The sequence below is a fragment of the Burkholderia stagnalis genome (genome assembly GCF_902830275.1).
Taxonomy (GTDB): Bacteria; Pseudomonadota; Gammaproteobacteria; order Burkholderiales; family Burkholderiaceae; genus Burkholderia; species Burkholderia stagnalis.
Genome location: NZ_CADESW010000013.1, coordinates 43,539 through 63,759 on the forward strand (window position 1 = coordinate 43,539; position 20,221 = coordinate 63,759).

General features: G+C 70.0%; 17 protein-coding genes. 16 read left to right on the top strand and 1 reads right to left on the bottom strand.

Annotation, left to right across the window (positions count from 1 at the left end; all coding sequences use genetic code 11):
* Positions 1-59 precede the first annotated feature (59 nt).
* The 4 genes from HWY45_RS21870 to HWY45_RS21885 all read left to right on the top strand — a co-directional run bounded on the left by HWY45_RS21870 (position 60) and on the right by HWY45_RS21885 (position 4,427).
* On the top strand, positions 60-1,553 hold the full coding sequence (locus HWY45_RS21870) for an ATP-binding protein (RefSeq protein WP_170304023.1): 1,494 nt from the start codon (positions 60-62) through the stop codon (positions 1,551-1,553).
* 103 nt (positions 1,554-1,656) lie between these two features.
* Positions 1,657-2,028: a response regulator transcription factor gene (locus tag HWY45_RS21875; RefSeq protein WP_059880621.1), complete on the top strand. Its 372-nt coding sequence runs from the start codon at positions 1,657-1,659 to the stop codon at positions 2,026-2,028.
* Between the two features lie 64 nt (positions 2,029-2,092).
* On the top strand, positions 2,093-2,767 hold the full coding sequence (locus tag HWY45_RS21880; RefSeq protein ID WP_059880618.1) for a response regulator transcription factor: 675 nt from the start codon (positions 2,093-2,095) through the stop codon (positions 2,765-2,767).
* Positions 2,768-2,963: 196 nt separating this feature from the next.
* Complete coding sequence (locus HWY45_RS21885) at positions 2,964-4,427, top strand: mechanosensitive ion channel family protein (protein WP_059880615.1); 1,464 nt, start codon at positions 2,964-2,966, stop codon at positions 4,425-4,427.
* A gap of 92 nt (positions 4,428-4,519) precedes the next feature.
* Here HWY45_RS21885 and HWY45_RS21890 read toward each other — a convergent pair whose 3' ends face one another.
* Positions 4,520-4,840: a hypothetical protein gene (locus HWY45_RS21890; RefSeq protein ID WP_059880613.1), complete on the bottom strand. Its 321-nt coding sequence runs from the start codon at positions 4,838-4,840 to the stop codon at positions 4,520-4,522.
* Between the two features lie 206 nt (positions 4,841-5,046).
* On the opposite strand from HWY45_RS21890, the gene HWY45_RS21895 reads away from it, so the two are divergent.
* The 12 genes from HWY45_RS21895 to HWY45_RS21950 all read left to right on the top strand — a co-directional run bounded on the left by HWY45_RS21895 (position 5,047) and on the right by HWY45_RS21950 (position 20,180).
* Positions 5,047-5,262 (top strand): hypothetical protein, encoded by a 216-nt coding sequence (locus HWY45_RS21895; RefSeq protein ID WP_150998640.1) that lies wholly within the window; start codon positions 5,047-5,049, stop codon positions 5,260-5,262.
* Positions 5,263-5,870: 608 nt separating this feature from the next.
* Complete coding sequence (locus HWY45_RS36630; RefSeq protein WP_059880610.1) at positions 5,871-6,371, top strand: hypothetical protein; 501 nt, start codon at positions 5,871-5,873, stop codon at positions 6,369-6,371.
* A 90-nt stretch (positions 6,372-6,461) separates the two neighbouring features.
* The gene (locus HWY45_RS21905; RefSeq protein ID WP_060149246.1) at positions 6,462-6,743 is read left to right on the top strand and encodes a hypothetical protein; all 282 of its coding nucleotides are present in this window, start codon (positions 6,462-6,464) and stop codon (positions 6,741-6,743) included.
* Positions 6,744-6,750: 7 nt separating this feature from the next.
* Positions 6,751-8,115, top strand: coding sequence for an ANL family adenylate-forming protein (locus HWY45_RS21910; protein WP_059880607.1), 1,365 nt, complete (start codon positions 6,751-6,753; stop codon positions 8,113-8,115).
* A complete protein-coding gene (locus HWY45_RS21915; protein WP_059566840.1) occupies positions 8,112-8,852 on the top strand; it encodes an SDR family NAD(P)-dependent oxidoreductase in 741 nt (246 codons plus the stop codon). The genes HWY45_RS21910 and HWY45_RS21915 overlap by 4 nt, the downstream gene beginning before the upstream one ends.
* Positions 8,846-9,208 carry an acyl carrier protein gene (locus tag HWY45_RS21920; protein WP_059880604.1) on the top strand — a complete coding sequence of 121 codons (363 nt, stop codon included), beginning with the start codon at positions 8,846-8,848 and terminating at the stop codon, positions 9,206-9,208. The genes HWY45_RS21915 and HWY45_RS21920 overlap by 7 nt, the downstream gene beginning before the upstream one ends.
* Positions 9,205-15,531, top strand: coding sequence for a type I polyketide synthase (locus HWY45_RS21925; RefSeq protein WP_059880602.1), 6,327 nt, complete (start codon positions 9,205-9,207; stop codon positions 15,529-15,531). The genes HWY45_RS21920 and HWY45_RS21925 overlap by 4 nt, the downstream gene beginning before the upstream one ends.
* Before the next feature lie 6 nt (positions 15,532-15,537).
* Positions 15,538-16,305 carry a thioesterase II family protein gene (locus HWY45_RS21930; protein ID WP_059880599.1) on the top strand — a complete coding sequence of 256 codons (768 nt, stop codon included), beginning with the start codon at positions 15,538-15,540 and terminating at the stop codon, positions 16,303-16,305.
* A gap of 22 nt (positions 16,306-16,327) precedes the next feature.
* Complete coding sequence (locus HWY45_RS21935) at positions 16,328-16,777, top strand: HepT-like ribonuclease domain-containing protein (RefSeq protein ID WP_059880596.1); 450 nt, start codon at positions 16,328-16,330, stop codon at positions 16,775-16,777.
* A gap of 32 nt (positions 16,778-16,809) precedes the next feature.
* Positions 16,810-17,685, top strand: a complete 876-nt coding sequence (locus HWY45_RS21940) for an SDR family oxidoreductase (RefSeq protein ID WP_059566845.1) — start codon at positions 16,810-16,812, stop codon at positions 17,683-17,685.
* Positions 17,686-17,711: 26 nt separating this feature from the next.
* On the top strand, positions 17,712-18,722 hold the full coding sequence (locus tag HWY45_RS21945) for an MDR family oxidoreductase (protein ID WP_230942632.1): 1,011 nt from the start codon (positions 17,712-17,714) through the stop codon (positions 18,720-18,722).
* A gap of 315 nt (positions 18,723-19,037) precedes the next feature.
* Positions 19,038-20,180: an ABC transporter substrate-binding protein gene (locus HWY45_RS21950; RefSeq protein WP_230946885.1), complete on the top strand. Its 1,143-nt coding sequence runs from the start codon at positions 19,038-19,040 to the stop codon at positions 20,178-20,180.
* Positions 20,181-20,221 lie beyond the last annotated feature (41 nt).

Consider the following 20,221-nt stretch of genomic DNA (forward strand, 5'->3'; position numbering starts at 1 on the left):
GAGCGCGCCGCCCCGTCCAGGCGGCGCAAGGTGCGGAGCAGCGGAAGCGGGTGCGGATCATGTATACGTTCGGGCGGGTGACGGTTTCCCTTGAGTGTCGCGAAGTATGTGTCGACGGACAGCGCCGCTTCGTCGGAGCCCGGGCGTTCGAGATTCTCGAGCTGCTGCTGAAGGCCGACGGCAGGCTCGTGTCGAAGGACGAGATCATGCGGGCGGTGTGGCCGAACACGTTCGTCGTCGAAAACAACATCCAGGTGCACATCGCGGCGTTGCGCAAGCTGTTCGGCGGCAAGCACGGCTGGATACGCACGGAATCGGGCAGGGGCTATCGCTTCGCGTCGGCGGCGGACCTGGCCGCGGCCGACCTCCCGCCGGAAACGCCCGGGCACGCGGACGTCGTGGCCCGCGCGGGCGCCGCGCCGCGAAAATGTCCGCTGATCGGCCGTGAAAAGGAGGCCGCCGAGCTGCATGCGCTGCTCGAGCACGAGGCGGTCGTGACGCTCGTCGGCCCGGGAGGCGTCGGCAAGACGCATCTGGCGCTGGAGGTGGCCGCGGCATGGTCGGCCGCGCGCGGCATCGATCTTTGCCGGATCGATCTGGCCGGCTGCCAGGGCGAGGCGACGCTGGAATCCGCGGTGCTGGAGGCGCTCGAACTGCCGGGCAGGTCCGATGCCGAGCCTGCCGACGTCGTGCGCGCGATCGGCGAGCGGCGCGTCATGCTGGTGCTTGACAATGCGGAGCAGCACGTCGACGAACTGGCGGATCTCTGCGAAGCGATCGTCGCGGCGAACCCCGGCGCGGTGCTCGTCGTGACGAGCCGCGAGCCCCTGCGCGTCGCGGGCGAGCGCGTCTATCGCGTCGGGCCGTTGGCCGTGCCGCCGGCCGGCGCGACCGACGGCGATATCGCCGCGTGCGGCGCCGTACGCATGTTCCGGACGCGGGCGCGCGCGATGGGCGCCGACCTTGCGGCGGACCCGAAGACGCTGGACGCGATCGCGACCCTCTGCCGCCGTCTCAGCGGCTTGCCGCTGGCGCTCGAGCTCGGCGCCGCGCGTGTCGCGTCGCTCGGGATCCAGGGGCTGGCCGCCGATCTCGACACATCCGTGCTGTCGCTGTCCGGCGGGCTGCGCACGGCCCATCCCCGCCAGCAAACCCTCAGGGCGACCATCGAGTGGAGCTATCGGCTGCTCGACGAAGCGGAGCGCGCCGTGCTCTGCCGCCTCGCGGTGTTTCCGGATGCGTTCCAGCTCGACGCGGCATGCGCGCTGGCCGCGTGCGACGAACTCGGCGCCGGGCGGGTGCTCGACTGCCTGGTCAGTCTTGCGTCGAAATCGCTGCTGGTGGTTCATTCGGTCGGGCTCTCGAAGTGCTATTCGTTCCTCGAGGTCGTGCGCGCGTATGCGCTCGAACGGCTGGCGGAGTCGGGCGAAGCCGGCCGCGTCCACGCCCGCTGCGCGGCCTTTGCGACCAGGGAGCCGGTGCGCGCGGACGCGCTGCGGCCGGCGCCGGCCGTGGCCGCGCAACCCGTGCTGGCCGGCACGCCGTGGGCGTGAGACGCCGGTTGCACGGGCATGGCGCGAAGCGGTTGCGCCGTGCATCCCGACCGGGGCGTCGCCGCGATGTTCCGGATTGACAAAATTTTCAGGTTTTCATTTCATGGCGATTGTTTGCATCATCGATGACGATGCGTCGGTCCGTAAGAGTCTCGCGAGCCTGCTCAAATCGGCGGGCCATACCGCATTGCCGTTCGCGTCGGGCGAGGAGTTCCTCGCGAGCGGCCCGCTGGACACGGCGTCCTGCGTGCTGGTCGATCTGAAGATGAAGGGCATGAGCGGCCTCGACGTCCAGCGGCTGCTGGTGCAGCGCCGATCGACGATCCCGGTCATCTTCATGTCGGCGCACGGCGATGACGAATCGGTCCGCCGCGCGCTCGCACAGGGCGCGGTCGCGTTCATGCGCAAGCCGTTCCCGTCGGACGATATGCTCAACCTGATCGATCGAATCGCTTCGGCGCCCCCGGCCGCATGATCGTGCGGCCCCGGTCTTCGTTCCATCTTCGATGATGAATCCTCGGACCTATACAGGGAACGCAATGGCGAGCACGCAGGATACGACTCCGGCCGGCCGCGCGGGCACGGGCGATCCCGCGCGGATCGTCTATGTGGTCGACGACGACGAAACGCTCCGGCGCTCGTTGAGCGCGCTGTTGCGCTCGGCGGGATTTCGCGCCGAGACGTTCGCGTCGTCGCGCGCATTCCTCGCGTTCGAGCGGCCCGACGTGCCGAGCTGCCTGATCCTCGACGTACGTCTGGCCGGCGAGAACGGGCTCGCCGTTCAGGAGGAGACGGCGCGCGCGGGCCTGAGCGTGCCCATCCTGTTCATGACGGGCTACGGCGACGTGGCCACGACGGTCAAGGCGATGAAGGGCGGCGCGCTCGATTTCCTGACGAAACCGTTCGACGACGAGGCGATGCTCGACGCCGTGCGCCGGGCGCTTGCCCGCGACGGCGAACGCCTCGCGCGCGAGCGCGTGCTGGAGCCGATTCGCCGCGCCTACGCGTCGTTGACGCCGCGCGAGCGCGAGGTGATGAGCCATGTGATCGCCGGCCGGATGAACAAGCAGATCGCGTCGGCGCTCGGCCTCCAGGAAATCACGGTCAAGGTGCATCGGGCGCAGGTCATGAAGAAGATGCAGGCGCGCACGCTGCCGGATCTCGTGCGCAAGGCCGAAGCGCTCGGCGTCGGCCCGGCCGGCGTGCGCGATTGAGCCTGCGCACCGGCCGCCGCAAAATTCAGAACGTTTCAGCCTGAATACAGGACATTCGCGCCCGGTGCGCCTACATTGACGACACGGCGACCGCCCGGTCGACGTCGCGGAATCCATTGAATGCAAGACAGGCCGATGCCATGCAGCGACGCGCAGTCGTCATGGGTCGCCCTGCGTGCCCGAGTCCCGCTCCGATATGCTGAACCTCCCTGATACGGTCGCGTACGGCGCGCCGATCGTGCTTGCCGACCTGGCCGCCTGGCGGCTGCTGGGGCGCGGCCGCTCCACGGCGAAAGCGGCGTGGCGATGCGCGGCGTTCGCGGCGCTCACCTATGTGCTGTTCGCGACCGGCGTCAGCCCGCTCGCGGTGCCCGCATCGCCCGAGCGCATCGGCCGCCTTGCCATCCAGGCGATCTGCGTCGCGTGGTGGCTGCAGTGCGCGATCGTGTTCAGCCTGATGCTCGATCATCTGCTGCTGCCGCGCGCATGGCGCAGCCAGCGGCTGTTTCACGATATCGCCGCGGGCGTCGTCTTCGGCGCGGCCGCGGTCGCCGCATTGGGCTATTCGCTCGGCCTGCCGCTGAGCGGCCTGGTCGCGACCTCCGGGGCTGTGGCCGTGATACTCGGCCTCGCCGTGCAGAACACGCTGAACGATGTGTTCTCCGGCCTGGTCCTGAACACCACGCAGCCGTTTCGCTTGAACGATACGGTGTCCATCGGCGATCTGGAAGGGCGGATCGTCGAAAGCAACTGGCGTGCGACGAAGCTGATCGACAGCCTCGGCAACCTCGTCGTCGTGCCGAACAGCACCGCCGCCCGCGCGACGATCGTCAACCTCAGCGAGCCCGCGAACACGCATGGCGTGACGCTGACGCTCGAGGTCGATCCCGCAGTGCGGCCCGCCGTCGTGATCGACGCGCTCGGCCGGGCCGCCGCCAGTTCGCTCGACGTGCTGGCCAGTCCGGAACCGGTCGCGCTCGTCAAGGCGTTCGGGACGAACTCGGTCGAATACGCGCTCATCTGTTACGTCGACGCGCTGCAGAAGAAGGTGGCCGTGCGCAACCGGCTTTACGATCTCGCCCATCGGCATCTGGCCGCCGCCGGCGTTGCATTGCGCCCGCTCGCGGTGACGGCCGCGGAGCGCGGCTCCGCTTCGCGCCGCGAGCGGCTGCTGCGCGCGGTCGAACTATTCGCGCGCCTCGACGACGAGGATCTCGCGGTGCTCGCCGACACGCTCGCATCGCGCGCGTTCGGCAAGGGCGACGTGATCTATGCGTCGGATTCCGAAACGCGCCTGCTGACGATCGTCGAATCGGGCGTGGCGTCGGTGCGCGTACCGGGCGCGGCGGGCGACGTGGAGGTCAGGCGGATGGCGCCCGGCGATGCGATCGGCCAGTCGGTCGTGCTCGCCGGCACGCGGCTTCACGCGACCGTTTACGCCGTGACCGCCGTGACGGTCTATCAGCTGCGCGGTCGCGACTTGTCCCCGCTCATCAGCAGCAAGCCCGAACTCGGCAGGTTGATGTGCGAATCCCTCACCGAGCACATCGCGACGGAGGAAAGGGTGATGATTCCGCCGGCCGTGCAGGCGCATGCGTCGTTCAGCCTGGTTGCGTGGATCGAGAAGGAGATGAAGCGCTTTCACGATTCGATCGCCTGAGATGCGGCGATCGGCTGCGGCCCGGTTATCGGGAGCGGCGCAGCGTCATGAAGGCCCGTTGCAACTCCGCGATGAAGTCGACAGCACGAACGTCAGCCTGGCTGCGTCGCCGCCCACGCATCCTGTCCGGTCCGCGCCTCGACCGTCCGGACGAAATCGGAAACGCTCAGCGGGACGGTATCGGCCCTGGCATCCGAACGTGCCTTCCGGGCGACGCCGAGGATCGGCTCCAGGTGTTCATAAAAGCAGGTGAGCTGCCGCGCGTCCGACGCCAGTCGCTCGAGATCGTGCACCGCTTCGAGGATCGCCCGCGAAATATGAAAACGCTGCAGCCCGCGCGCGATGCGAACCTGAAAGACGACGCCGTCACCGTTATGCGGGACTCCTGCCCATACGAGCGAAGCGCTGCCCATGAAGCCTCCGAATGGCCGTATTTGTCGTACCAATATATTAAGCGTGCGTCTTGATGGACACACGGGTATTTCAAAATTGTGACGTGTCACCGATCGGTATTTTTTGCAGCGATCGCAATATTGCGGCGCAGCATGAACCCCCGTAGACTGGGCTCGTGCGTTCGAAGCAGTTACCCCTCGGTCGCTCCATGACGGGAGAGCACGCCATGACGACTTCTGCACCACCACCGGGCCAGTCGCCCGCCGTCCTCCATGTATTCGAGCAGGATGGCGGCTGGCATTGGGGCATCACGATTCCGCGTTCCACGGGATGCGGCTTCAAATTGATCGCATTCAGCGAGGAAATCTTTTCCGCCGAGGATGCGGCCCAGCGCGACGGCGCGCGAGCGCTGGCGATCGTCGAGGCGGGCGGCGACAGCTGAAACGCTGCGAAAACGGTCGTTTTTGCCGGGTCCGGCGCGTGTCGCGGCATTCGTGCAGCGCGTGCCGGGTTGGGTGCGAAGCCAACCGTCGGTCGGTCATTGCCGGTTTCGCGCCCGGGAATGCCGGCCCGTTATACGACCGCGCCGATTCGCGCTTGAATTCGATCGCGCGCATATAATCCAGCCCCGTTTTTATTTCCTTATCCTGACTTTCGGATTCGAGTTTCGACGATCCAGATAACCATATCGATTTCCGAAATTCCGCAGCGGTTTTATTCGAAATCGCACGCAATTCGGCAATGCAATTATCGCGAACGCATACGCATGCTGCCAAGCAGCAAAATTCGCGCGATCGCGTCTTGCATCTTCCGGATTTCCTCCTATGCTCAATCACATAACTGCATGGCGCTCCATTCCGGCGATCACGATTTGCCAGCGGGTGGAAGATCGGCCATGTCACCGCTGCGCTCCCCGTGCTTTTCTGATTTCCGTTTTCAAAACGGACGGCGTTTTTTTTGCCTCCGCCGCGTGGAAATAGCCTTGATGTTGCCTGTTATCGAATTGTCGTGATTCGACCAGTTTGATTGCTGGACACGAAGGAGCATCCCATGAGGCAAGCCAGTCGATCCATCATCTCGCGCGTATGGCCGGCAGCGGTCGCGCATCTGTTCAGCCGGCATCGCGACGCGGCATCGGCCGACGCCGGAGATGCCTCACCGGCGCCATCCCCGGCCCGTTTCGACGCAAGCGCCGCGCAAGAGGATCGCGCGAATCACGCGAGCTGGCTCGACGAGCGTTCGTTCTGCCTCTACGTGCCGACCGATCCCGACGGCGCCGAATGGCAGCTCGCCGCGTGGGCCGACCGGCTGCGCACGCTGGGCCTCGCGTCGATCGTGACGACGGCCCGCGAGCCGCGGCGGGACAGCCTCGACGTGCTCAGCGCCGGCTGCGAGTCGGGTGTCTCCGAGGCCGAGCCCTATCTCGAAGTGGTCGTCGGCGGCGAGACAGGCGCCTTTCTCTACTACCGCGGCGACGAGATCGAACGCGAGCTGGCCGCGTTGCACGAGGTGCTCGATCGCCACGCCCGGGCCGGCCGGCCCACGTCCTGACGCACGCACGACGCACGTTTTTCATGACGGCGCATGCAGGCGTCCAGGGTGCCGCCATGCGTGCGCGTCTTCGCCAAGGAGGCTGTCGCGATGTCAATCGAAGTCATTCCGAGTCAGACCCAGGCCTATCAGCAATGGGTGCAGAGCCTGAACGACACGTACGAGGCGTGGCGCCTGCTCGCCGACACGCAGCTGCGCGTCAGCCTGCTCGCGGTCGAGGCGTTCCAGTCCGTGTTGCGCGACACGATCGACGACAACACCGCCGGCAAGCTGTTCGGCCAGCCGCTGCGCGAAGCGATGGCGGTCGCGGTGCGGCTCGCGGCGCCGGGGCCGGCGAACGACGACGCGGCCAACGCGCACGCATCCCGGTGAGCGCGCGATGACGACCTCTTTCCAACAGCGGATGCGCGCGTTCGGCACGCGGGCGTGCCTCGTCGCGGCGGGCGAGACCGTCACGTACGACGCGTTTTGCGAGCGGATCGACGCGTGGCGCGGCGAACTCGACCGGTGGGGCGTGCGGCGCGGCGACACCGTCGCGGTGTGCGGCGATTACGCGCCGAACGTCTGCGCGCTGTTGCTGGCGCTCGCGTTCGCCGGTGCGATCGTCGTGCCGATCACGTCGGCCGGCGCGAAGCGCGACGAGTTCATCGAGATCGCGGAAGCGGGCTTCGTCGTGACGTTCGACGCGGCGGGCGCCGCGCAGGTCGAGCGCCGCGCGCCGCCCGCCGATGCGCATCCGCTGATCGCGGGGCTGCGCGTGGCCGACGCGGCCGGCCTGATCCTGTTCAGCTCGGGGTCGACCGGCCGCAGCAAGGCGTCGCTGCTCGACCTCGACCGCATGATCGCCAGGATCGAACGCGCGAAGGGCCGCGCATACGTGACGCTCGTGTTCCTGATGCTCGACCACATCGGCGGCATCAACACGCTGCTCAACGTGCTGAGCCAGGGCGGCACGATCGTGACGCCGGCCAACCGCACGCCCGATGCGGTGTGCGAAGCCATCGCGCGCTACAGCGTCGAGCTGCTGCCCACCAGCCCGACCTTCATCAACATGATGCTGATCTCCGACGCGGCCGCGCGCCACGACCTGTCGTCGCTGAGGCTGATTACGTACGGCACCGAGCCGATGCCCGAAACGACGCTCGCCGCGCTGCACGACGCGCTGCCGGACGTGAAGCTGAAGCAGACCTACGGGTTGTCCGAGCTCGGCATCCTGCCGACGCAGTCGAAGGATTCGGGCTCGCTGTGGATGAAGCTCGGCACCGACGGCTTCGAGCACAAGATCGTCGACGGCGTGCTGTGGGTGCGCTCGGAAACGGCGATGCTCGGCTACCTGAACGCGCCGTCGCCGTTCGACGATGAAGGCTGGTTCAACACGCAGGACGTCGTCGAGACGGACGGCGACTACGTGCGCGTGCTCGGGCGTCGTTCGGAAATCATCAACGTGGGCGGCGAAAAGGTCTACCCGAGCGAGGTCGAGAACACGCTGCTGGCGGCCGGCAACGTGCGCGACGTGACCGTGTCGGGCCGGCCCAATCCGGTGACCGGCCACGTCGTGGTCGCGCACGTGTCGCTGATCGAGCCGGAAGGGCAGGCGGCGCTCGTCGCGCGGCTGCGTGAATTCTGCGCGAGCCGCCTCGAACGTTTCAAGGTGCCGGTGCATATCGTGATCGACGAAGGCGCGCATCACAACGACCGGTTCAAGAAGGCCAGAGCGTCACGAACGACGGAGCAACCCGTATGAGCGATGCAGACGACGTGGTCATCATCAGTGGCGGCAGCAGGGGGCTGGGGCTCGCCCTGGTGCGCGCGTTCCTGGACGAGGGCAAGCGGGTCGCGACGTTCAGCCGCTCGCGCACGGCCGAGATCGAGAACCTGGTCGAGCGCGACATGCGCGGCGCGCGGTTCCACTGGGCGCAGGTGGACGGCACGGACAGCGCGGCGGTGTCGGCGTTCGTCGCGGGCGTGGCCGAGCGCTGGGGCGGCGTCGGCGCGCTCGTCAACAACGCGGGCGTGAGCCATGACGGCTTGCTGACGCTGATGCGCGAGGAGCTGATCGAGCAGATGATCGCGGTCAACCTGGCCGGCACGATCCTGCTCACGCAGTGCTGCGCGAAGTGGATGATCCGCGCGAACCGCGGCGCGATCGTGAACATCGCGTCGGTCAACGCGATCCGCGGCCACGCCGGGGTGGCCGTGTACAGCGCGACCAAGGCGGCGCTCGACGGCCTGACGCGCAGCCTCGCGCGCGAGCTCGGCGGGCGCAGCGTCCGCGTGAACTCGGTGGCGCCGGGCTATTTCGAGAGCGACATGGTCCAGCACCTCGACGAAACCGCGCGGGCGCGCATCGCGCGTCGCACGCCGCTTGGCCGGCTGGCCGACACGGCCGACATCGCCAACGTCGTCGCCTTCCTGGTGTCCGATCGCGCCGCGTTCGTGACGGGGCAAACAATCGCAGTCGATGGAGGCATCACATGCTGACCCAGCCTTTCGATCGCGACGAGACCGAGCGTCTCGTCCATGCCGCGGTGACCAGGATCATGAGCCAGCACGGGCTGCCGCCGCGCGAGCCGCGCGCCGACGACAAGCTGAACGCGACGCTCGGCCTGAGCTCGCTCGATCTCGCGCAGCTCGTGTTCGATCTCGAACTCACGTTCGGCGCGGACCCGTTCCAGACGCTCGTGCCGATCACGTCGGTGCAGACGGTCGGGCAGCTCGTCGATGCGTACCAGCGGCTGTTCGACAACGCGCCGGTGCCGGCCGATGCCGACGACGAGCTGGCCGAAGCGCAGGCGGCGAGCGAACGCCGCCGGCAACGGCGGGGGGCGCGCGGATGACGGCAACGCACCCGCCGGAGCCGGCCGGCGACGCAACCGCCACCCCTGACGCCAGCCCGCCGCTCGCGAGCGCGAACGGCGGCGTCGCGATCGTCGGGATCGGCTGCCGGCTGCCGGGCGCGAACGACTGGCGCGCGTTCTGGCAGAACCTCGTCGACGGCGTCGAGTCGATCCGCTTCTTCGACGACGCGACGCTGCTGCGGGCCGGCGTCGATCCCGCGCAGCTCGCCGCGCCGGACTATGTGAAGGCGTCGCCCGTCATCGACGATTTCGATCGCTTCGATGCGGGCCTGTTCGAGTATTCGCCGCGCGAGGCGCGCGTGATCGATCCGCAGCACCGGGTGTTTCTCGAAGTCGTCCACGATGCGCTCGAAGACGCCGGCTACTGGCCCGACACCTGCGACGGCTCGATCGGCGTGTTCGCCGGCGCGGGCGGCGTGGTCAGCAGCTACTTCGCGTCGAACCCCGCGCTGCGCGGCTCGACCGGCGGCGTCGAGCACATCGGCAACGACAAGGATTTCCTCGCGACGCGCGTGTCGTACAAGCTGAACCTGACGGGGCCGAGCGTCACCGTGCAGACCGCCTGCTCGACGTCGCTCGTCGCGATCCATCTCGCGTGCAGCAGCATCCTGAACGGCGAATGCGACATGGCGATCGCCGGCGCGTCCACCGTGCGCGTGCCGCATATCGCCGGCTATACCGCGCGCCAGGGCGACATCCTGTCGCCGGACGGCCACTGCCGCGCGTTCGATGCGCACGCGCAGGGCACGGTGTTCGGCAGCGGCGCGGGCGCGATCGTGCTGAAGCACGTCGACGACGCGCTCGCGGACGGCGACCACATCTATGCGGTGATCCGCGGCACCGCGATCAACAACGACGGCGGGTCGAAGGTCAGCTACACGGCGTCGAGCGTGAGCGGGCAGGCGAAGGCGATGCTCGACGCGTTCGCGTGCGCGGGCGTCGCGCCGCGCGCGGTCGGCTACGTCGAGACGCACGGCACCGGCACGGTGGTCGGCGATCCGCTCGAAATCGACGCGCTGACCAAGGCGTTCCGGCGGCACACGCCGGACGCCGGCTTTTGCGCGGTCGGCTCGGTGAAGACCAACATCGGGCACCTCGAACAGGCGTCGGGGGTGGCGAGCGTGATCAAGGCCGCGCTCGCGCTCGATCGCGGGCAGATTCCGCCGAGCCTGAATTTCGACACGCCGAACCCGAAGATTCCGTTCGCGCAGACGCCGTTCTTCGTGAACACCGCGCTGCGCGACTGGCCGCGCGACGCCGCGCCGCGCTTCGCGGCCGTCAACTCGCTCGGGCTCGGCGGCACGAACGCGTTCGCGGTGCTCGAGGAGGCGCCCGTGCGCCCGGCGGCGGCAGCGGCAGCGGCGGAGAACGACCGGCCGCTGCACGTGCTTGCGCTGTCGGCCCGCTCGGCGCCCGCGCTTGCCGCGCTCGCGGACCGCTGGCGCCAGTTCCTGGCGACGACGGACGCGCCCATCGGCGACCTTTGCTACACCGCGAACACCGGCCGCGCGCCGCGCAACGCGCGGCTGACGGTGGCGGGCGGCACGGCCGGCGAGCTGTCGGCGCAGCTCGCGGCCGCGCAGGCGACGGAGCGCGGCGGCAAGCGGCCGCTGGCGTTCCTGTTTACGGGCCAGGGCGCGCAGTACGCGGGAATGGCGGCCGCGCTGTACCGCACGCAGCCGGTGTTCCGCGACGCGCTCGACCGCTGCGACGCGCTGTTGCGCCCGCATCTCGACACGCCGCTGCTGTCGGTCCTCTACGGCGATGCGCAGGCGAAGGCGCTGATCGACCAGACCGCCTACGCGCAGCCGGCGCTCTTTGCGATCGAATGGTCGCTGGCCGAGCTGTGGCGATCGTGGGGCATCGTGCCGGACGCGGTGCTCGGCCACAGCGTCGGCGAATACGTGGCGGCCTGCGTCGCGGGCTGCTACGACCTCGACGCGTGCCTCGCGCTGATCGCCGCGCGCGGCCGGCTGATGCAGGCGCTGCCGAAGGGCGGCGCGATGGCGGCGCTGTTCGCCGACGGCGAGACGGTCGAGCGGCTGCTCGACGCGAGCGACCCGCAGGCGATCGCGATCGCCGCGTACAACGGGCCCGAGAACACTGTCGTGTCGGGCCGCGCGGACGCCGTCGCCGACGCGTTCGCGCGCGCGCAGCAGGCGGGCATTGGCGGGCGCGAGCTGACGGTGTCGCATGCGTTCCATTCGCCGCTGATGGCGAGCGCGGCGGCCGAGCTCGAAACGCTCGCGGGCAGTTATCACGCCAAGAAGCCGAAGATTCCGCTCGTCGCGAACCTGACCGGCGCGATTGCCGATGCGCCGCCGACGCCAGCCTATTGGCGCGACCACGCGTTGCAGCCGGTGCATTTCATTTCAGGCGTGCAGGCGCTCGCGCAGGCCGGCATCGTCGATTTCGTCGAAGTCGGCCCCGGCACGACGCTCGTGTCGCTCGCGCAGCAGATCCTGGGCAGCGACGAGGCCGGCGGCCGGCGCTTTCTCGCATCGATCGGCCGCGACCGCGAATGGGGCGAGCTGACGGCGACACTCGGCGCGCTGTGGCGCAGCGGTGCGCCGGTCGACTGGCGCGCGTTCGACGCGCCTTATGCGCGGCGCCGCGTGTCCGCGCCGACCTACGCGTTCGAGCGCGAACGCTACTGGCTCGACGCCGGCCGGGGCACAGCGGCGGGCGGCGCAGGCATGGCGACGGGGCCGGGCGCCGACATTCCCGGCAGGCGCGTGTCGTCGCTGCTCGCCGCGTGGCAGTTCGCGGCGACCTACGACCTCGACGCGATCCCGTGGCTCACCGATCACCGGATCTTCGGGCTGGCCGTGCTGCCGGTGGCGGCCGGGCTCGTCGCGCTCGCCGCGGCCGGGCGCGAGCGGGCGGGCGGCGCGGCGGTCGCGATCGACTCGCTGACCTACGACGATGCGCTCGTCGTGCCCGACGACGGCGCGCGCGCCGTCCAGACCCTCCTGCAGGGCGACGGCGGTGACCTCGACGCCGAGCTCGTGAGCCGCGACGCGGCCGACGACGCATGGCATCGCCACCTGCGCGCGCGCGTGAGCACGCTCGCGGCGCCGCGCCTGGCGCCGATCGCGACGCCGCTGCCCGCGTCGGCCGGCGTCGAGCAGATGACGCCGATCGAGCCGGCGCGTTACTACGAAGCGATCGCGCCGCTCGGGTTCGGCTACGGGCCGGGCTTTCGCGGCATCGTCGCGCTGTGGCAGGGCGACGATGCCGCGGTGAGCCGCGTGCAGTTGCCCGAGCACCTCGACGCGGCCGCGTACCCGCTGCATCCGGCGCTGCTGGATGCGTGCCTGCACATCTATCCGGCGCTCGTGCCGGACTACCGGAGCCTGGCGGGCCTCGAAGCGAAGCCGGAAGGCACGTGGCTGCCGATTTCGATCGAACGGTTCGAGATCGCCCGCCCGGGCGCCGATCGCGTATGGGTGAGGGCCAAACGGCGCGATGCGGCGCAGGCGGATGTCATCACATTGGACATCGAGATCTACGGCGACGACGGCGCGCCGGTCGCGCTGCTCGGCGGGCTGACCGTGAAGCCGATCACGCGTGCGCAGATTGCGCCGAACGCGGCTTCGTCGCGCAATCGCGCGCTGCACCGGCTCGACTGGGTCGAGCGGCCCGCACAGCCGTTGCCGGAGGCCCCGGCGGCCGAGCCGTCGCACTGGCTGATCGTCGCGGGCGCCGAGCGCACCCTTGCCGACGCGCTCGACGCACAGCTGCGGGTGCTTGGGCACCACGCGTCGGTGCTGCCGCTGCCGGACGGCGGCACGGATGCCGACGTCCACGCGGCATTGCGCGCGGCGCTGGCCGCACGCCCGGCCGGTTCGGCGGGCGCGTTGGGCGTCGTGCTCGCGCATGGGCTCGGCGAACGCGTCGACGAAGCGACCACGGTCGATGCGCTCGCGGCGGCGGAGCGCCGGGCGAGCGGCGGCACGCTCGCGCTCGTGCGGGCGCTCTCGGCGCTCGCCGAAGCGAATGCGGACGCCGGCGCCGAAGCGGGCGCCATGCCGCGTGTATGGCTCGTCACACGCGGCGCTTGCGCACCCGTGCCGCGCGCGCCGGGCGGCGACCCGCTGCAGGCGTCGGCAGGCGGCATCGGGCGCGTCGCGGCGCTCGAATATCCGGAACTGTGGGCCGGGACGATCGACATCGGCGGCGAAGAGGATGTCGCGGCGCTGGCCGCAGAGCTGTTCGCGAGCGACGCCGAAGAAGAAGTCGCATTGCGCGCGGGGCATCGTTACGCGTTGCGCCTCGACCGCGACGACGAACCGGCACCCGAGCGCATCGTGCCGCCGTTCGATCCGGCCGCGACCTATCTGCTCACGGGCGGGCTCGGCGCGCTCGGGCTGAAGGTGGCGGACTGGCTGATTACCGCGCAGGGCGTCCGGCACCTGGTGCTGACCGCGCGCCGCGCGCCCGGCGAGCAGGTCGCGCCGGTGCTGGAGCGGTGGCGGCAGCAGGGCGCGAACGTGGTCGTCAAGCAGGCCGACGTCGCGCGCGCGGCCGACACGCACGCGCTGATCGCGCAGATCGGCGCCGAATTGCCGCCGCTGAAGGGCGTGTTCCACTGCGCGGGCAATCTCGACGACGGCGTGCTCGCGCAGATGGACTGGGACAAGTTCGCGCGCACGACCGGCCCGAAGGTGCTCGGCGGCTGGGCGCTGCACGCGGCCACGCGCCACCTGCCGCTCGACCATTTCGTGCTGTTTTCGTCGGTGCTGAGCGTGACGGGCGCGATGGGGCAGGCGAACTACGTCGCCGGCAACGCGTTCCTCGACGGCCTCGCCGAGTATCGCCGCCGGCTCGGGCTGCCCGCGCAGGCGATCAACTGGGGGCCGTGGGGCGGCGCGGGCCTCGCGACCGAATCGGGCGAGCGCGGCGAGGCGATCTGGCGCGCGCGCGGCACCGAATACATCGACGCGGAAGCCGGCATTGCGCTGCTGCACGCGATTCTCGCGCGCGGCCTGCAGCAGGCCGTCGTCACGATCACCGAGTGGCCGCAATGGGCCGCGCAGTATCCGAAGCGCCCGGCGCTGCTGGAGCGGCTCGTGCGCGGCGCGCCGGCGCAGGCGGCCAATGCGCTGTTCACGCGCGCGCAGGTCGATGCGCGGATGGCGGCCGCGCCGGAAAGCGAACGGCGCGACGTGCTGCGCGACATCGTCAGCCAGATGGTGCGCGCGGTGCTCGAGATCAAGGGCGCGTTCGACGCGACGCAGCCGCTGCGCGAGCTCGGCCTCGATTCGCTGATGGCGATCACGCTGATCAACCAGCTCGACGCGGCCGTCGGCGTGCGCTTGCCGGCCGCCGCGATGCTGAAGGGGCCGAGCCTCGAGCAGCTCGTCGACGAGCTGCTGCCGAAGGTCAAGGTCACGGCCGGCGGTGCGGCACCCGAGCCGGCGGGCGCGGCGCTCGCCGCGCGCGCGGTGTCGGCCTCCGCCTCTGCGTCGATACACGTGGCGCCCACCGCGCTGCCGGCGCAGAGCGAACGCTGGCTGGTCGAGATCCGGCCGAATCCCGCCGCGCGCTACCGGCTGATCTGCTTCCCGTTCGCGGGCGGCGGCTCGGCGATCTACCGCGCGTGGGCGAACGGCACGGACCCGCACGCCGAGATTCTCGCGGTCGAGCCGCCCGGCCGGCTCGCGCGGATCGGCGAGCCGCCCGTGAACCGGATCGGCGCATTCGTCGACGGGCTGCTCGCGGAACTGCGCCCGCTGCTGGACAAGCCGGTCGCGTTCTTCGGGCACTGCATCGGCGGCCTGACGATGTACGAGACGGCGCGCGCGCTGATCGAGCGCGAGGGCATCGCGCCCGTGCACCTGTTCGCGTCGGGCGCGCGGCCGCCGCACCGGCTCGTCGCCGACGCCGCGTTCGAGCGCAAGCTCGCGGCCACGCTCGTGGGGCTGCGCGAGTTCGACATCGTCGCGCCGCTCTACCGGCAATCGGACGAGGTGCTCGCCGAAGCGCTGCGCCACTTCCAGATCGACGCGACCGAGCAGATGCTGGCGATACCGGAGCTGCGCGAGCTCGTGCTGCCCGTCGTGCGGGCGGAGTTCGAGATGGCGAGCCGCTACGTGTTCGTGCCGAATTCGCCGTGGACGATGCCGATCACCAGCTTCCGCGGCAAGGACGACATCTACGTGACGCACGAGGACGCGCTTGCGTGGCGCGATTTCACGACCGGCGAATTCAATCTGTTCACGCGTGACGGCGCGCATTTCGGCGTCGTCGACGATCGCGTGTTCATTCTGGATGCGATTTCGGACGCGCTGGCCGCGTGAGCGCCGATGGCCGCCGATCGAACGATGTCGAACCCGTGGTTTCCGTCGGCAACGCCGACGGCGGCGGCGCGCCTGTCGCTGTTCTGCGTCGCGCACGCGGGCGCCGGCGCATCGGCGTTTCGCGACTGGCGCCCCGCGCTGGCGCCCGCGATCGACGTGTTCGCGGTGCAGTTGCCGGGCCGCGAAAGCCGCTTCGACGAGGCGCCGCACACCCGCATGGAAGCCGCGGCGGACGCGATCGCCGCCGCGATGCAGCCGCATCTCGACCGGCCGTTCGCGCTGTTCGGGCACAGCATGGGCGGCGCGATCGCGTTCGAGCTCGCGGCGCGGCTCGCCCGCGCGCCCGAGCACCTGTTCGTATCGTCGTGGCTGCCGCCGAACCCCGCGCGCCCGAGGCGCTTCATGGAGCGCGCGACCGACGCGGAGCTGCTCGATTCGGTGTGCCGCTACGGCGGCATGCCCGACGTGCTGCTGCGCTACCCCGACTTCGCGCAGGAATTCGTGCGCGTGCTGCGCGCCGACATGACGCTGCTCGATGCATACCGGCCGGCGGGCGTGCCGCCCGGCTGCCCGATCACCGTGCTCGGCGGCGCGGACGATCCGATCGTGCGGGCCGCCGAACTCGAACGCTGGCGCGCGCACGAACGCGTGGCGGCGGTGCGCGTGTTTCCGGGCGGCCACTTCTACCTGCGCGACGCGCAGCGGGCGGTGCTCGACACGATCGGGCGGCAGTTGCTCGGCAATCCTGCGGATCTGCAACGCGCCGCGCTGTAGCGCCGCGCGAGGAGAAGGGAACATGGACGACGACGTACGCTATTTGCTCGACATGAAAAGCCGGATCGCGCGCATCCGCGAATACACGCGCGACGGCCGCCGCGCGCTGTTCGGCTCCGACCTGTTGCAGGACGCCGTCGTGCGCAACATCGAACTCATCGGCTATACGTGGACGTGCCTCAGCCCCGATTACCGGCTGCGGCTGCCGGATTTTCCATGGCGGCTGATCGGCACGCGCGCCGAATACCTGAAGCACACGCACGACCCCGAGCGCCTGAGAAAGCTCATCTGGCTCGCGGTGCGGCGCAGCGTGCCGCAGCTGGAGCGGGCGATCCGCCAGCAGTTTCCGGAGCTCGACGACGATCCCGCGCAGAACCCGGCGCCCACGGCGGCGCGCGCCGGTTCGCGGCCGGCCTCGAAGCGGGGCGCGCGGGCGGCCGAGCGCGCGGTGCCGGCCGAAGAGCAGGAGTAAAGCACGCACGAGCGGGCATGAAGGAGAGACGCATGAGCCTTGCCGGAAAGACCTTGTTCATGTCGGGCGGCAGCCGCGGCATCGGCCTCGCGATCGCGCTGCGGGCGGCGCGCGACGGCGCGAACATTGCGATCGCCGCGAAGACCGCCACGCCGCATCCGCAGCTCGAGGGCACGGTCTACACGGCCGCGCAGGCGATCGAGGATGCGGGCGGCCACGCGTTGCCGCTGGTTGCCGACATCCGCGACGAAGCGCGCGTGCAGGAAGCCGTCGCCGAGACGGTCGCCGCGTTCGGCGGGATCGACATCGTCGTGAACAACGCGAGCGCGATCCGCCTGACGGGCACGCTCGACACGCCGGTCAAGCGCTACGACCTGATGCACGGCGTGAACGGGCGCGGCACCTTCGTGTGCGTGCAGGCCTGCCTGCCGCATCTGCTGAAATCGGCGAATCCGCACGTGCTCACGCTGTCGCCGCCGCTGTCGACCGACCCGAAGTGGTTTCGCGACTACCCGCCGTACATGATCGCGAAGTACACGATGAGCCTGTTTACGCTCGCGTTCGCGGCCGAATTCGCGAGCGTCGGCATCGCGGTCAATTCGTTGTGGCCGAGGACGACGATCGCGACCGCCGCCGTGCGCAACGAGCTCGGCGGCGCGGACATGATCGCCGCGTCGCGCCGGCCCGAGATCGTGGCCGACGCCGCGCACGCGATCCTCACGCAGCCGGCGGCCACCTGCACCGGCAACTTTTTCATCGACGACGAGGTGCTGCTCGCCGCGGGCGTGCGCGATTTCGCGCAGTACGACGTGCAGGCGGGTTCGCCGCTGCAGGCGGATTTCTTCGTCGACGCGCTGCCCGGCATGCGCGCCGCGCACGCGATCGCGAAGCGCACCGCATCGCCGTAACGCGCCACGGCGCGAGGGAGATGATGATGAGCGCATCCCGCTTCAAGGCATTGATGCTGAAGGAAACCGACGACGGCGTCGCGCCGTCGATCGAATGGCTGGGCGTCGACGATCTGCCGGACGGCGACGTCGTGGTCGACGTCCATTATTCGAGCATCAACTACAAGGACGCGATGGCGCTGGCCAATCGCGGCATCATCCGCACGTTTCCGGCGATACCGGGCATCGATCTCGCCGGCGTCGTCGCGACGTCGGCCGACGCGCGGTTCCGGCCCGGCGACCCGGTCGTGCTGACCGGCTGGGGGCTCGGCGAGCGGCGCTGGGGCGGCTTCACGCAGGTCGAGCGCGTGAACGCCGACTGGCTCGTGCCGCTGCCGCCCGGCCTCACGCTGCGGCAGGCGATGGGGATCGGCACGGCCGGGCTCACGTCGATGCTGTGCGTGCTCGCGCTGGAGCACCACGACGTGCGCCCCGCGAGCGGCGAGATCCTCGTGACGGGCGCGAGCGGCGGCGTCGGCAGCCTCGCGATCGTGATCCTGTCGCAGCTCGGCTACCGCGTCGTCGCGATGACGGGCCGGCCGGGGCACGACGGCTACCTGAAGTCGCTCGGCGCGTCGCGCACGATCGGCCGCGACGATTACGTCACGCCGCGCAAGCCGGGGCGCCACGGGATGGAACCCGAACTGTTCGCGGGCGTGGTCGACACGGTGGGCGGCCCCGTGCTGTCGACAGCGCTCGCGCGGCTGTCGTACGGCGGCTGCGTGGCCGTCTGCGGGCTCGTCGGCGGCATCGAGCTCGAAACCACGGTGTTTCCGTTCCTGCTGCGCGGCGTCACCGTCGCCGGCATCGATTCGGTGCGCTGCCCGACGCCGCGCCGCGTCGAGGCGTGGCAGCGGCTCGCGCAGTGCGTGCCGGGCGCGCTGCTCGACGGGATGATTCGCGAGGTGCCGCTCGAACAGGTGGTCGACGCGGCGGGCGAACTGGCGAAAGGCCAGGGGCACGGCCGGACGGTCGTCAACCTGAGGGCGGCGCCGTGAGCGCTTTCGCGCTTTTGTTTCGGATTTAAAAATGGAATATCGAAAAGAGAGCGAAAAGTAAACGATCCCGGTCGCGCCCGATCAGCAAGGCGTACACGGCTCGCGATTTAAACGCCCGGCTTGTGATTGGATTCACCGCAAGCTATATATAACTAACGCATTCCATCCCGTCGCCAATGCGGAATGCGGCGATATAACGCGCGATCGCAATCATCATGTGCGGCACGGGAATGTGGAATGAGCGACAGTGGGTCTTTCGCCAGGGAAATAGTCGACATCGATAGGCCAGGGGGTCGACGCGCGGCCTGGCGCGGGATGTGGGTCGCCGCCTGCTTCGTCGCGATGTCGGCACCCGCCGCGTGCGTGGCCGCGGAACCCGGCGTGAACGACGACACGATCCGCGTCGGCATGGTCAACGCGCAGTCAGGCGATGCGGCAGGCCTCGGGCGCGCGCTGCGCATCGGCGCGCAGGCCGTGTTCGACGACGCGAATGCGCGCGGCGGCGTGCACGGCAGACGGATCGACCTCGTCGTCGACGACGATCAGTACGACCCGGACAGGACCATCGACGGCACGCTGGAGATGATCGAGCAGCGCAAGGTCTTCGCGCTGTTCGGCTACGTCGGCACGCCGACGACGACGGCGGTGCTGCCGATCGTCAAGGACACCGGAATACCGCTCGTCGGCGCGTTCACCGGCGCGATGTCGCTGCGCAGGCCGGTCATTCCCGAAGTCGTCAACATTCGCGCCAGCTATGAAGACGAGACGCGCGTGCTGGTCGACCATCTCATCGCGCGCGGCGGCGCGACACGCTTCGCCGTGTTCTACCAGGACGACGCGTCCGGGCTCGCGGTGCTGGCGGGCACGCGGCTGGCGCTGCGGCGCCACGGCCTCGACGTGGTCGCCACGGGCACCTTCCGCCGCGGGACGACGGCGGTCGAGACGGGGCTCGTGTCGGTGCTCGAGGGCCGGCCGGACGTCGTCATCATGGTCGGCCCCTACACGCCGGTCGCCGCATTCATCCGCGCCGCGCGCCGCGAGGGCCTTCAGGCCCGGCTCGCGACCGTTTCGTTCGTCGGCACCGACGACCTGCTGCGCCTCGTGGGCGCCGACGGCGACGGCATGCTGATCACGCAGGTGGTGCCGCTGTCCCGCAGCGACCGCGACGTCACCCGCGACTGCATGCGGCTGATCGCGCGCCGCTTTCCGGAAGAGCGCGTCGGCGTGGTGGGGCTCGAGGGCTGCATCGATGCGAAGGTCATGTTGATCGGGCTCGAACGCGCGGGCCCCGCGCCGACCCGGGCCGGCCTGTTGCACGCGCTCGAGTCGATCCGGCATCTCGACATCGGCGGCGTGGTGGTCGACCTGGGGGCGGACAACCATCAGGCGTTGAATACGGTGTTTCTCTCCGAGATCGAGCGCGGCCGGGTCGTGCCACTGGGCGAACCGGCCAGGTAACGCATCCGGACGGCCGCGCGCGGGCCGTCTCCATCGAGGGG

What these genes read in the sequence shown, in the direction of transcription:
- HWY45_RS21930 (WP_059880599.1), top strand. Translation starts at nt 15,538, where the DNA reads ATGGCCGCCGATCGAACGATGTCGAACCCGTGGTTTCCGTCGGCAACG.
- HWY45_RS21910 (WP_059880607.1), top strand. Translation starts at nt 6,751, where the DNA reads ATGACGACCTCTTTCCAACAGCGGATGCGCGCGTTCGGCACGCGGGCG.
- HWY45_RS36630 (WP_059880610.1), top strand. Translation starts at nt 5,871, where the DNA reads ATGAGGCAAGCCAGTCGATCCATCATCTCGCGCGTATGGCCGGCAGCG.
- HWY45_RS21945 (WP_230942632.1), top strand. Translation starts at nt 17,712, where the DNA reads ATGAGCGCATCCCGCTTCAAGGCATTGATGCTGAAGGAAACCGACGAC.
- HWY45_RS21895 (WP_150998640.1), top strand. Translation starts at nt 5,047, where the DNA reads ATGACGACTTCTGCACCACCACCGGGCCAGTCGCCCGCCGTCCTCCAT.
- HWY45_RS21875 (WP_059880621.1), top strand. Translation starts at nt 1,657, where the DNA reads ATGGCGATTGTTTGCATCATCGATGACGATGCGTCGGTCCGTAAGAGT.
- HWY45_RS21935 (WP_059880596.1), top strand. Translation starts at nt 16,328, where the DNA reads ATGGACGACGACGTACGCTATTTGCTCGACATGAAAAGCCGGATCGCG.
- HWY45_RS21940 (WP_059566845.1), top strand. Translation starts at nt 16,810, where the DNA reads ATGAGCCTTGCCGGAAAGACCTTGTTCATGTCGGGCGGCAGCCGCGGC.
- HWY45_RS21905 (WP_060149246.1), top strand. Translation starts at nt 6,462, where the DNA reads ATGTCAATCGAAGTCATTCCGAGTCAGACCCAGGCCTATCAGCAATGG.
- HWY45_RS21920 (WP_059880604.1), top strand. Translation starts at nt 8,846, where the DNA reads ATGCTGACCCAGCCTTTCGATCGCGACGAGACCGAGCGTCTCGTCCAT.
- HWY45_RS21870 (WP_170304023.1), top strand. Translation starts at nt 60, where the DNA reads ATGTATACGTTCGGGCGGGTGACGGTTTCCCTTGAGTGTCGCGAAGTA.
- HWY45_RS21890 (WP_059880613.1), bottom strand. Translation starts at nt 4,840, where the DNA reads ATGGGCAGCGCTTCGCTCGTATGGGCAGGAGTCCCGCATAACGGTGAC.
- HWY45_RS21885 (WP_059880615.1), top strand. Translation starts at nt 2,964, where the DNA reads ATGCTGAACCTCCCTGATACGGTCGCGTACGGCGCGCCGATCGTGCTT.
- HWY45_RS21950 (WP_230946885.1), top strand. Translation starts at nt 19,038, where the DNA reads ATGTGGGTCGCCGCCTGCTTCGTCGCGATGTCGGCACCCGCCGCGTGC.
- HWY45_RS21915 (WP_059566840.1), top strand. Translation starts at nt 8,112, where the DNA reads ATGAGCGATGCAGACGACGTGGTCATCATCAGTGGCGGCAGCAGGGGG.
- HWY45_RS21880 (WP_059880618.1), top strand. Translation starts at nt 2,093, where the DNA reads ATGGCGAGCACGCAGGATACGACTCCGGCCGGCCGCGCGGGCACGGGC.
- HWY45_RS21925 (WP_059880602.1), top strand. Translation starts at nt 9,205, where the DNA reads ATGACGGCAACGCACCCGCCGGAGCCGGCCGGCGACGCAACCGCCACC.